The organism is Bacillus stercoris, from assembly GCF_029772985.1.
Taxonomy (GTDB): Bacteria; Bacillota; Bacilli; order Bacillales; family Bacillaceae; genus Bacillus; species Bacillus stercoris.
The window spans coordinates 2797827-2809891 of the sequence record NZ_CP121861.1; the positions used below are offsets into that span (position 1 = coordinate 2797827).

Annotated in this window: 14 protein-coding genes; 5 read left to right on the plus strand and 9 right to left on the minus strand. The window is 41.6% G+C overall.

Annotated features, from left to right (window positions below):
- Nucleotides 1-21: 21 nt before the first annotated feature.
- Nucleotides 22-1860, minus strand: a complete 1839-nt coding sequence (gene typA, locus QA442_RS14510; RefSeq protein WP_095431384.1) for a translational GTPase TypA — start codon at nucleotides 1858-1860, stop codon at nucleotides 22-24.
- Between the two features lie 112 nt (nucleotides 1861-1972).
- Between typA and QA442_RS14515 the strand changes: the two genes are divergently transcribed.
- A complete protein-coding gene (locus QA442_RS14515; RefSeq protein ID WP_040083245.1) occupies nucleotides 1973-2161 on the plus strand; it encodes a YlaF family protein in 189 nt (62 codons plus the stop codon).
- 273 nt (nucleotides 2162-2434) lie between these two features.
- Complete coding sequence (locus QA442_RS14520) at nucleotides 2435-3046, plus strand: hypothetical protein (protein ID WP_095431385.1); 612 nt, start codon at nucleotides 2435-2437, stop codon at nucleotides 3044-3046.
- Between the two features lie 38 nt (nucleotides 3047-3084).
- Here the strand turns inward: QA442_RS14520 and QA442_RS14525 are convergent, their stop codons facing one another.
- Genes QA442_RS14525 through QA442_RS14540 form a run of 4 tightly spaced genes read right to left on the minus strand, consistent with a single transcriptional unit; the run spans nucleotide 3085 to nucleotide 6095 of the window.
- Nucleotides 3085-3378, minus strand: coding sequence for an anti-sigma factor family protein (locus tag QA442_RS14525; RefSeq protein ID WP_069149543.1), 294 nt, complete (start codon nucleotides 3376-3378; stop codon nucleotides 3085-3087).
- Nucleotides 3375-3896 carry an RNA polymerase sigma factor YlaC gene (gene ylaC / locus QA442_RS14530; protein WP_071580734.1) on the minus strand — a complete coding sequence of 174 codons (522 nt, stop codon included), beginning with the start codon at nucleotides 3894-3896 and terminating at the stop codon, nucleotides 3375-3377. The genes QA442_RS14525 and ylaC overlap by 4 nt, the downstream gene beginning before the upstream one ends.
- Nucleotides 3896-4165, minus strand: coding sequence for a hypothetical protein (locus QA442_RS14535; RefSeq protein ID WP_040083248.1), 270 nt, complete (start codon nucleotides 4163-4165; stop codon nucleotides 3896-3898). Before QA442_RS14535 ends, ylaC begins: the two co-directional genes overlap by 1 nt.
- Nucleotides 4155-6095: a hypothetical protein gene (locus QA442_RS14540; RefSeq protein ID WP_095431386.1), complete on the minus strand. Its 1941-nt coding sequence runs from the start codon at nucleotides 6093-6095 to the stop codon at nucleotides 4155-4157. The genes QA442_RS14535 and QA442_RS14540 overlap by 11 nt, the downstream gene beginning before the upstream one ends.
- Before the next feature lie 284 nt (nucleotides 6096-6379).
- Here QA442_RS14540 and nprE point away from each other — a divergent pair, with 284 nt between their 5' ends.
- Nucleotides 6380-7945 carry a neutral metalloprotease NprE gene (nprE, locus tag QA442_RS14545; protein ID WP_095431387.1) on the plus strand — a complete coding sequence of 522 codons (1566 nt, stop codon included), beginning with the start codon at nucleotides 6380-6382 and terminating at the stop codon, nucleotides 7943-7945.
- Between the two features lie 349 nt (nucleotides 7946-8294).
- Nucleotides 8295-9209, plus strand: coding sequence for a class I SAM-dependent methyltransferase (locus QA442_RS14550; RefSeq protein WP_095431388.1), 915 nt, complete (start codon nucleotides 8295-8297; stop codon nucleotides 9207-9209).
- Between the two features lie 61 nt (nucleotides 9210-9270).
- Here QA442_RS14550 and QA442_RS14555 read toward each other — a convergent pair whose 3' ends face one another.
- The 3 genes from QA442_RS14555 to QA442_RS14565 form a co-directional block, all read right to left on the minus strand.
- A complete protein-coding gene (locus QA442_RS14555; RefSeq protein ID WP_095431474.1) occupies nucleotides 9271-9687 on the minus strand; it encodes a GNAT family N-acetyltransferase in 417 nt (138 codons plus the stop codon).
- Nucleotides 9688-9712: 25 nt separating this feature from the next.
- Entirely contained in the window at nucleotides 9713-10510 is a 798-nt protein-coding gene (suhB, locus tag QA442_RS14560) for an inositol-1-monophosphatase (RefSeq protein WP_095431389.1), read from the minus strand.
- A gap of 137 nt (nucleotides 10511-10647) precedes the next feature.
- The gene (locus QA442_RS14565) at nucleotides 10648-10836 is read right to left on the minus strand and encodes a hypothetical protein (protein ID WP_009967148.1); all 189 of its coding nucleotides are present in this window, start codon (nucleotides 10834-10836) and stop codon (nucleotides 10648-10650) included.
- Nucleotides 10837-11075: 239 nt separating this feature from the next.
- On the opposite strand from QA442_RS14565, the gene QA442_RS14570 reads away from it, so the two are divergent.
- Nucleotides 11076-11714, plus strand: a complete 639-nt coding sequence (locus tag QA442_RS14570) for a YktB family protein (protein ID WP_095431390.1) — start codon at nucleotides 11076-11078, stop codon at nucleotides 11712-11714.
- A 32-nt stretch (nucleotides 11715-11746) separates the two neighbouring features.
- Here the strand turns inward: QA442_RS14570 and QA442_RS14575 are convergent, their stop codons facing one another.
- The gene (locus QA442_RS14575; protein ID WP_014663837.1) at nucleotides 11747-12013 is read right to left on the minus strand and encodes a UPF0223 family protein; all 267 of its coding nucleotides are present in this window, start codon (nucleotides 12011-12013) and stop codon (nucleotides 11747-11749) included.
- Between the last annotated feature and the right edge of the window lie 52 nt (nucleotides 12014-12065).

Here is a 12065-nt window from a genome sequence, read left to right on the forward strand (position 1 = left end):
CTTTTCAAATTCTGCACGAGCTTAAGACAATCCTGCTGTTTTTTTCTTTTTAGCCGCTTTTTCACGTTCGTTCTTATTGAGGATTTTCTTTCTTAAACGGATGGATTCAGGTGTTACTTCACAATATTCATCTTCGTTTAAGTACTCTAGAGACTCCTCAAGAGACATGATGCGCGCTTTTTTAATTGTAGTTGTCTGATCCTTTGTCGCAGAGCGGACGTTTGTTTGCTGTTTCATTTTGCTGACGTTAACAACAAGGTCATTGTCACGATTATGCTCTCCAACGATCATTCCTTCGTATACTTCAGTTCCCGGCTCGACGAAGATAACACCGCGGTCTTCAATTCCTTGAATACCATAAGATGTCGCTTTTCCGTTTTCCATTGACACAAGCACACCTTGACGGCGTCCGCCGACTTGGCCCGCCTGCATCGGCTGGTAGCTGTCAAACGTATGGTTCAGAATACCGAATCCGCGTGTTAATGAAAGGAACTCAGTAGAGTAACCGATCAATCCGCGGGAAGGAACTGTAAAGATGAGACGGACTTGGCCGTTTCCATTGTTGATCATATCCACCATTTCGCCTTTGCGTGCTCCCATTGATTCCATGACAGAGCCAGTATGCTCTTCAGGCACATCAATTTGCACACGCTCAACAGGCTCACAGCGTACGCCGTCAATTTCTTTGATGATAACTTCAGGTTTTGACACTTGAAGCTCATAGCCCTCACGGCGCATATTTTCAATTAAAATTGACAAGTGCAGCTCACCGCGTCCGGAGACAACCCAAGCATCAGGAGAAGCTGTTGGCTCTACACGCAAGCTCACATCCGTCTGAAGCTGTGATTCAAGACGCTCTTCGATTTTACGAGCCGTTACATATTTGCCTTCACGGCCTGCAAACGGACTGTTATTCACGACAAATGTCATTTGAAGTGTCGGCTCATCAATGCGAAGCACCGGAAGCGGATCTTGATGGTCTACAGGGCATACCGTTTCACCAACGTTGATATCTTCCATCCCGGATACCGCAACGAGGTCTCCCGCTTTTGCTTCTTCAATTTCCACACGCTTTAAGCCTTGGAAACCAAAAATCTTTGTTACACGAAATGACTTAGCCGTTCCGTCAAGCTTCATAAGAGAAACCTGCTGTCCGACTTTCATCGTGCCGCGGAATACGCGTCCGATTCCGATACGGCCTACATAGTCGTTGTAGTCAAGAAGGGCAACTTGGAATTGAAGCGGCTCCTCTGCATTATCAACAGGTGCCGGAACATGCTTAATAATTGTTTCATATAAAGCTTCCATGTTTTCATCCTGTTGTTTCGGATCAAGACTCGCTGTTCCATTAATCGCGGAAGCATATACTACTGGGAACTCGAGCTGCTCTTCATTGGCATCAAGCTCAATGAACAGATCAAGAACTTCATCGATTACTTCCTCAGGACGGGCAAAATCACGGTCAATTTTGTTTACAACAACAACCGGGTTCAGGTTTTGCTCAAGAGCTTTTTTCAGAACGAACCGAGTTTGAGGCATACAGCCTTCATATGCGTCAACGACAAGCACTACGCCGTCAACCATTTTCATAATCCGTTCTACTTCTCCCCCAAAGTCTGCGTGTCCAGGGGTGTCCAAAATATTGATACGTGTATCTTTATAGTTAATCGCAGTATTTTTCGCCAAAATTGTAATGCCGCGTTCGCGTTCAAGATCATTAGAGTCCATTGCGCGTTCAGCAACCTGTTCGTTGGCACGGAACGTTCCAGCCTGATGTAAAAGCTGATCGACTAAAGTCGTTTTCCCATGGTCAACGTGGGCAATAATCGCGATGTTGCGAAGATCATTTCGAAGTTTCACTTTTTCATCTCCTAAAAAAATTAGATAACTTTCATATTATACCACACATCCTCTTTAAAAGCGTCACGTTTTTCAGTAAACTTAATATAAGACGTAAAAGGGGATGGAAAATATGAAAAAAACGAATTGGCTTTTACTATTATTTGCATTTGCAGCGGTTTTCAGCATTATGCTGATCGGCGTCTTTATCGCTGAAAAAAGCGCTATTGGCATTATCGCCAGCATTGTACTTGTTTGCGCCGTTATGGGCGGCGGATTTACATTGAAAAAGAAAATGCGCGAACAGGGTTTGCTTGATTAAAAGCATTGTCCCGCCGGCGACATTGTAATCAAAAAACACCGCAAAGAAAGCGGTGTTTTTTCATTTCTTTAAGCCTTATCTCCCCTGTTTCTTAGTCAGGAAGAAGCAAATCATCCTTCATACATAGACAATCGTTCTAACGATCACACACGCAGCCTTCAAAAAGTAGTTCGACAACGATACACATAAAATACCATAGCGCCTATTTCTCTACCGGTAATCACTCCCTATAATGGAATTTGTAGCACAATTCATAAAAGGGAGAGAAGAAACATGAAGAACACATTTATAAAAAAAGCGATGCTAACGACTGCCGCAATGACCTCAGCTGCTCTATTAACGTTCGGCCCTGATGCAGCCAGCGCAAAAACACCGGCTGATCACACTGATGTTTATGTTCAGCATCAGACAGTCACAAACGAAGATATCAATGCATTTATTGATATTCTAAATCAGTGTATATACGAACAAGACGGTGTATATTATTTCGACAGCGAAAAAGCTGTCGAGTTAGGAATGACAAAAGAAGAGGCTCAAGTCATCGCAAAATTGTGGGAATCGACATCAGAATTTTTCAGCATTGTTTCACAATGTGTGTATCTCGAGGATGGAGATTATAAATTCGATACAGAAAAAGCAGTTGAACTTGGCTTCACAGAAAAAGAAGCACTTGCACTTGAACAATTTTTCTCCGCTGTTTCCTTAAAGATTCACATTCTTCAAGCAGCCATTGTGCTGCAAGATGATGTATACAGCTATGATAAAGATGCAGCGGTACAAGCAGGCGCAACGCCAATGCAAGCTGACGTTTATGAAAAACTCTTCAGTGCCCTTTCACAAGAACAGCTTGCCGCTATCTACGATATGATTCATCCACAGGCTTAATCTAAAAAAGCGCTTGTCAGACGGACAAGCGCTTTGCTTTATATCAGCAGTTTGATGATCAGCATCACGGCAAATGCCGCTCCAAACCAGCAGGCAGCTTTTATGATCAGTAAACCATAGTACCTCTGTTTAAAACGCATTTCTTCTTCCGGCAGAAAAGCCTCCTCAACAGCCTGCTCACTTTCCAATTCAAATGGCTCAGCCATCGTGTCATACATGTCTTTGCAGTTGCTGCATATTTTTAAATGCTCTTCTATGATGTGTTCCGTTTCTCTTTTACAATCACCCTCAAGATACAGAGGAAGCAGGTCTCTTACTAGAAAGCACGTCATATCCGCTCCTCCTCTTTCCTTTTCGTCATGTTTTTCTTCAGCTCTAATCTAGCCCGGTGCAATGTGGTTTTCACCTTAGAAAGACTCCATCCTAATATTTCAGCGATTTCTTCATAAGTAAGCTCTTGGAATTCTCTTAAAATCAAAACGGATTGATGCTGATCTTTTAACTTCAGGAGCTCCTGCCGCAGCGTTTCGCTTTTTACCGTCCGTGACAGATACTGTTCAGGCTGCTCATAAGTTGTTTGCGTTAACCCTTCATTTTTGCTGATATCAGTAAATTGGTATTTGACATCCCTGCGGTACCAATTGATAAAGGTGTGATGGGCAATGGTGTAGAGCCATGTTCTGATGGAAGAATGCCCCCTAAACGAGGCCAGGCCGTTAAGAGCTTTCACAAACGTGTCTTGCGCTAAGTCCTTGGCTGTTTCAAGGTGATGAGTCCTTCTGAATAAATAATTTAAAATTTCTTGATAATACTGCCGATACAAGTCCTCAATGGAATCCCTATGCTTCATTAAAAGTAAAACCACACCGTCATCCAAATGGCCAATAAAATGAAACAGATATACATGGAAGACAGGTATACTTTCATATATCTCATTTGGCTTTCTTCCTCAGCACCAGGGCTTCTCTTTAAACAAGTTCTACTCTTTAAATCCTCCGCATTCTTTTCAAATAGGGACTCATGCTGTTTCATCCATTCCATTGATTCATCCTCTAACTCTCCTTCTTTATACAAGTCGTATAAGTCTAAAAAAACGGACTCTTTTTCTTTATGATTCATAAAGACTTTTCACCTCTTGTGTTTCTCCATCCACTACATAGGCATCATGGCGATTTGAACCAAACGGCTGAATAATGATCAGCCATGCATAATGCCGTTCATCCCCTCTTTGAACGATAATCGGACGCATACGCTTTTTGTAAATGACACCCTGATATGCAGAAGCTACTTTTTCGTAAGCCAATGTTCCATTACGATACGTAAAGGGGAATGTCTGATCAGATGTATCGCTGTATACATAAACGTGTAGCTGACCTTGATCTTCAAAAAACTCATATGTTTTAGAAGAATCAGTATACATTACCAAGTGACTCTTCCTGCTTTTTTTCTTCATTTTTGATACATCAGCATCGAAGACCGTTAATACCTGCAGCTGCAGCCGGCTGTTAGTCAGTGAAATTTCCTTTTTCATTGGAATCGAGAGACTGTGTAAACTACCGGATTCTCCATCAAATTCCAATATAATTCCATCTTTTGTTTCAACACGCACCATGCTTCCGAGCAGGCTGTCGCTTTCAATACCAGTGATCTGATAAGGCTGTTTTGATATGTTCAGCGCTGTAAACATTTGTTCCACTTTGTCGTGAATGTCTTGTTCTGTTATATGAACATGCAATAGAGAGTCAAGCTGATAAATCGAAGGATCTTCACTAAAACCCATTAAGGTTTCCTTTTCCCAATAAAATACCGCGCCATCATCAGCATGATCTTTTTTATGAAGTCGGTTTTTCAGGTATATACGTACGACTGTCTGGCCGTCCTCATTAGATACGTTTGTTTCGATATGATCCTTATGTAACACACGTCCGTGTCGCTCAAGGAAAGCGATGGACTTCCGCTTGTACTCCTGATTCGTTAGCTTTTTCCCATGCGCTTTTTCCAAGTATTCATAATTGCGAATCAGCTGCGCTACTTCATCTACCTCAGCTTTATAACTCTTGCTTTCAAATGAGTAGAAATAATGCACATCCATGTTCGTATCGTGCAAATAAAGTGTTTCATCCGTAGGAAAAAATGACTTTAGTATCTGTTCCGCTTTTTCTGATGAAATGTGCTCCCCGACATAATTGAATGAATCATGGACATTTATCGGTTTTGATACAGAGAAAGCAGCCGTTGCTATGTTATATATCGGATTTAAGAGAAGGACAAAAAACACCATGACAGCCATCGGCAGCCACTTATTTACACGCACATAAACCTTTCCTGACTTTTGGAACAGATGATAGCTCATCAAAAATCCCGCCATTGTCAAATAAATCGTATATGGCATTACTGCACCATAATCTTTTGAGATTTGATTGGGATATGGCGCAAGCAGCAAGACAAGCAGTCCGATAATCAACGTATAAAATAAACCTAGTAAGATCTTATTCGTTCTCCAATACAGCTCGAAAAACACTACATTCAACACAATGGGAAGAGTGATGATGAAAAACAGAAACACGAATGCAATCGGCTCCATCCCATCCGGGTATTCCTTCCAATACGAAAAGAAACTAAAAATCATTTGTATGATTGGCAAACTGACAACGGCAAGGTCGAACGTATAAAACTTACCCTTTCCGCCATGATCACGAGGCATCAGCATATAGTGAAAAGCCGTTAGCAGCACATATCCGTATAACAAAAAATGCAGCAGCGGCAGCAGTTCTTTTCCGTCCTCTCTTAAGTAAGCGCTGGTGAAATTTGTTGATTCCACCTGGTGAATGAGTTCAACAGACACCCCTGCCAGCAGCACAATCCGCAATATAACACCCGCTAAAAACATTGTGCGGTACCGGTTGATGTTGGGATGGTGCACCAATAGATATAAGCCCGCCAGAACAACAATTGACCATTGAATCAGCAAGGTGCTTTGTCTGCTTAATATAAAATAACGTTCGAAATGCAATACATAATGACTGAATAACTCCAACACGAACAACAATCCTTTACTTCTTATTAAGGCCTCATTCGGTTAGACAGCGGACTTTTCAAAAAGTTTCAATAAAAAACAAAAATATCTCATCTTCCCCTTGATATGTAAAAAACAGAACTCTTAAATGAACCATCACATGACACTTGACTCATCTTGATATTATTCAACAAAAACAAACACAGGACAATACTATCAATTTTGTCTAGTTATGTTAGTTTTTGTTGAGTATTCCAGAATGCTAGTTTAATATAACAATATAAAGTTTTCAGTATTTTCAAAAAGGGGGATTTATTGTGGGTTTAGGTAAGAAATTGTCTGTTGCTGTCGCTGCTTCGTTTATGAGTTTATCAATCAGCCTTCCAGGTGTTCAGGCTGCTGAAGGTCATCAGCTTAAAGAGAATCAAACAAATTTCCTCTCCAAAAACGCAATTGCTCAATCAGAACTATCTGCACCAAATGACAAGGCTGTCAAACAATTTTTGAAAAAGAACAGCAACATTTTTAAAGGTGATCCTGCCAAAAGGCTGAAGCTTGTTGAAAGCACGACTGATGCTCTTGGGTACAAGCACTTCCGATATGCGCCTGTCGTTAACGGAGTGCCGATTAAAGATTCGCAAGTGATCGTTCACGTCGATAAATCCGACAATGTCTATGCGGTCAATGGTGAATTACACAATCAATCTGCTGCAAAAACAGAAAACAGCCAAAAAGTCTCCTCTGAAAAAGCACTGGCACTTGCTTTCAAAGCTATCGGCAAATCACCAGACGCTGTCTCTAACGGAGCGGCCAAAAACAGCGATAAAGCTGAATTAAAAGCTGTAGAAACAAAGGACGGCAGCTATCGTCTTGCTTACGACGTGACGATTCGCTATGTCGAGCCTGAACCTGCAAACTGGGAAGTCTTAGTTGACGCCGAAACAGGCAGCATTTTAAAACAGCAAAATAAAGTAGAACATGCCGCCGCCACTGGAAGCGGAACAACTCTAAAGGGCGCAACTGTTCCTTTGAACATCTCTTATGAAAGCGGAAAATACGTTCTAAGAGATCTTTCAAAACCAACAGGCACCCAAATCATCACATATGACTTACAAAACAGACAAAGCCGCCTTCCGGGCACGCTTGTCTCAAGCACAACGAAAACATTTACTTCTTCATCACAGCGGGCAGCCGTTGACGCACACTATAACCTCGGAAAAGTGTACGATTATTTTTATTCAAACTTTAAACGAAACAGCTATGATAACAAAGGCAGTAAAATCGTTTCTTCCGTTCATTATGGCACAAAGTACAACAATGCTGCCTGGATAGGAGACCAAATGATTTACGGTGACGGCGATGGTTCATTCTTCTCTCCGCTTTCCGGCTCATTAGATGTGACTGCACATGAAATGACTCATGGCGTCACTCAAGAAACGGCCAACTTGATTTATGAAAATCAGCCGGGAGCACTAAACGAATCATTCTCTGACGTATTCGGTTACTTTAACGATACAGAGGACTGGGACATCGGTGAAGACATTACAGTCAGCCAGCCTGCTCTCCGCAGCCTGTCCAATCCGACAAAATACGATCAGCCTGATAATTACGCCGATTACCAAAACCTTCCAAACACAGATGAAGGCGATTACGGCGGCGTACACACAAACAGCGGAATCCCAAACAAAGCCGCTTACAACACAATTACAAAGCTTGGTGTATCTAAATCACAGCAAATCTATTACCGTGCATTAACAACGTACCTCACGCCTTCTTCAACGTTCAAAGATGCCAAGGCAGCTCTCATTCAGTCTGCCCGTGACCTTTACGGCTCTACTGATGCCTCTAAAGTTGAAGCAGCCTGGAATGCTGTTGGATTATAATATTAGGAAAAGCCTGAGATCCCTCAGGCTTTTTTGTTACATGTATTCATTCTCTCTTCAGCATGAAAGGATGATGTTAAAAGATCAGAAACCGCTTCCAATTTGCAAAAAACAGCCGCAAGTGTGCAGCATAGGGAAAGCAGCAGTCGATCCTCCCTGATTCAACGCACAAAATTGATAGAGAAATTCTTCTAGCGACACTTGTTATGTGAAGATTGCGCGTCCAGTAAAGAGCAAAAACATTGACAAAAAAATTTATTTGTGCTAAAATTTACTATTAATATATTTGTGTGTATAATAAGATTCTCCTGGCCAGGGGAATCTTATTTTTTTGTGGGAGGATCATTTCATGAGGAAAAATGAGTCCAGCTTAACGTCTTTGGTTTCAGCTTTTGCCCGTGCATATCACAGCCGATATGACACCCCTCTTATTTTTGATGATTTTATGGCAAAAGAACTCATTAATGAAAAAGAGTTTACAAATATCAGTGAAAATATGATTCAAGGAATATCGTTTTTCAACAAAGAGATCGCCGAACGTCTTCAACATGATCCTGAAAAAATATTAAAATGGGTTGTACAAATCCAGCTGTCACCTACGCCCCTGGCACGTGCATCTTATTGTGAAAAAGTTTTGCACAACGAATTAATGCTGGGAGCAAAACAGTATGTCATTCTTGGAGCAGGACTGGATACTTTCTGTTTTCGGCATCCAGAATTAGAAAACAGCTTACAGGTTTTCGAAGTGGATCATCCAGCTACACAGCAATTCAAAAAAAATAAGCTGAAGGATGCAAACCTGGCAATTCCGGGTCATCTTCATTTTGTTCCTATGGATTTTAGCAACACGTTTTCATATGAGCCTCTCATAGAAAACGGATTTGAGAACACAAAAACATTTTTCAGTCTTCTGGGAGTGTCTTATTATTTAACGCATGAAGAAATTGCGAGCCTCATCAGCAATTTATTTTCTCATGTCCCGGCTGGAAGCTCTATTGTTTTTGATTATGCGGACGAAACACTCTTTACAGCAAAAGGAACGTCGAATCGAGTGGAACATATGGTGAAAATGGCTGCCGCAGGCGGAGAACCGATGAAATCATGTTTCGCTTATCAGGAGATTGAGCACCTGTTAGCATCATCTGGTTTACTGATCCATGAACATCTATCACCAGACGACATTAATGACCATTTCTTCGGCAATCGAAAAGACAATTTGTCAGCGTTTGAAACGATTCATTATATTCATGCGGTAAAAAAATAATTTTTAAATCATTAAAAGCCTCTCAATGCTTGAGAGGCTTTTAATGGTACCCGCACGCAGCTTATGCTAAAGGCTTCACCAAGATCATAAATGATTTGCCTTTCTCATCTTTTTCCGTTTTTAGCTGTTCAAAGCCGCATTGGCTTAAAAACAATATCCATTCCCTGCGCTCAATGGGAACTCCCGCAAACATCGCTTTATGTTTCGCTCTAAGCAATTTGCTGATTTGTTCAATGATCATCTTCGCATATCCCTTTTTTTCTTCAGCCGGGTTAATCAGCACCGTTCCGAGCCACGGCTTACCGTTTGAAGGAGACCACTCGAGATGGTAGCTGACGGCAACAGGCAGACCGTCTTTTTCCCATACAAGCCATGACCCGTTGTACATGGAGTAGGAGATGATATAGTCTTCTGCATTTTTATCCCCAAACTCCTCCTCTCTCCATACAGGATGAGCCTCCGCGAGCTTTTCTAACAAGCTGAGATCATCCTGCTCAAATGGCCTACTTCCCAGCATGAAGATACTCTTCAAATATCGTTTTATGTATAGATGGGTTTCCGGCTAGCACACTGTGGTTTTCTAAAAAGGTAAACGCCTCTCCTTCAATGGTCGTATAGATGCCCCCTACTTCATTTAACAGCACACAGCCCGCTGCATAATCCCATGGCGCAAGCCGCATTGTGATATAAGCATCTATTCTTCCTGCCGCGACATTTGCCAGCTCTAAAGCGGCAGAACCGTAGGAGCGTGTGCCTCTGACTCTTTTCACAAGTGGCGCTAACACATTTTGATCAATTCTTCTGTTTTCCGTTACCCATGTTGCATTAATGGCAAGAATCGCTTCTTCAATGACGGTTTCTTTTAAAGGAGCCAGCTTCGTTTCATTCATGTAAGCTCCTCTGCCGCTAAATGCGTGATACAGCTCATCGTGCACCACATCATAAATTAAACCAATTTTTCCTTCGCCGTTTTCAAAAATCCCAATTGAAATCGCAAAATTTCTTTGCTGGTGCACAAAATTCATCGTCCCGTCAATCGGGTCGATAATCCAGACGACTCCCTCCAGTGAGTGGAGTTTGTCTCCTTGCCCTTCTTCACCGAGTATGCGGTGTCCCGGAAACGTTTCTTGAATTCGATCAATGAAAAACTTTTCGGTTTCTTTGTCAATATTGGTGACTAAATCATTCGGATTTGATTTCGTTTCAATTGTCAGACTTTCATGCATAGATTGTTTAATTCTCGCGCCTGCTTCTCTTATCCATTTTTTTGCAATCTCATCAATTTCCGTCCAATTTGTCATTCGTGCGTACCTCTCTTCTATGTAGACCTTTATTTTATAGGATACTGATAACAGCGGTGAAAAAGCAAGGAAAATGAAAAATATCCCTTCTCATGTAAAAACGAACCATTCATGCGGTTCGTTTTCACTATCGCTTTTTACCCGTTAAGACGAATCCATTCTTTTCTAAGTCGCTCAAGTTTGTTTTTGCTTTGTTCAATCTGCTCTTCATTTTCTTTTTGCATTGCTTCATATAGGGTTGCCAATTCATAATCAACCTCTAGTCTCCAGACAGCAACACGATTGTTTTTCTCTTCCTTAAATCCCTCTTTTACAACTTGCCTCATTGTCTTTCGCCCCTTCCAGAGATCATTTGTTTGTAAGAAAGCATCCCATTTTGCCATTCAACAATGATTACTTCTTATATCGTATGATTGTTCTATTTACGCGCAACATGATTCTGAAAATTGTGTGTTTACCTATTCGTTTATTACCACATTTCCCCTTACTTCAAACGCGCTCAATCTTTTTGAAGCTCGTATGAACTGTGATAAAATATGTATACTTAGCATGAAGGAGGAAAATCATGACACAAATGCGTTTCACTGAAGAAGACTTTAATACATTTACAATAGAAGGCTTAGACGCACGCATGGAGGTATTAAAAGAGACGGTCCGCCCCAAGCTTACAGCTCTAGGCGAACATTTTGCCCCGACTTTAACAGCATCAACCGGAGATGAAATGTTTCCGCATGTGGCAAAGCACGCAAGAAGATCCGTCAATCCCCCTGCTGACAGCTGGGTGGCGTTCGCAAACAGCAAAAGAGGCTATAAAAAACTGCCGCATTTCCAGATTGGTTTATGGGAAAGCCACGTCTTTGTGTGGTTCGCAATTATTTATGAATCCCCTATCAAAGAAGAATACGGCAAATTGCTTGAAGCAAATCAGGAAACCATTACGAAAAATATTCCTGACAGCTTCGTTTGGTCCGCGGATCACACAAAACCGGGAGTACATAAACAGTCTGAAATGGACAAGGAACAGCTGAAGACTCTGTTTGAGCGTTTGCAGACTGTAAAGAAAGCCGAGCTGTTATGCGGCATACAGCTTCAAAAAGAAGAAGTGCTGAATATGAATAACCAGGAATTCCTTCAGCATATCGAGGACGCCTTTAAGCAGCTTGCTTTTCTGTACCGTCTCACCCAAAAAGTATCACAAGCATAAAAAAGAGCCGGGCTATCCCCCGGCTCTTTTTCCTACATTTTAATCTTCGCCTGATCAGATTCTCTCGCCTGTTTGACCGTGCGATATGGAGAATATGTACTTTGTTCCTCAAACTCGCCGCATAGCTTTTTTTCCTCTGCCTTCCCCGGCACAATTTCCTTGAAACGGCGGTAAGCTTTAAGCAGTTCTTCGCGGTCTGCCCCTTTTTCATATGCTAGCTCAACCTGCTGGAAAAATGCAATCACATCTACTGCTTCTTCGGTTGTCCAGTCTTCGTTCATCGGATATTGGTACTCCATTTTCTTCACTCCTTATAAAATTACTTCCTTTAAGAGAAAGCATCTTCATTAG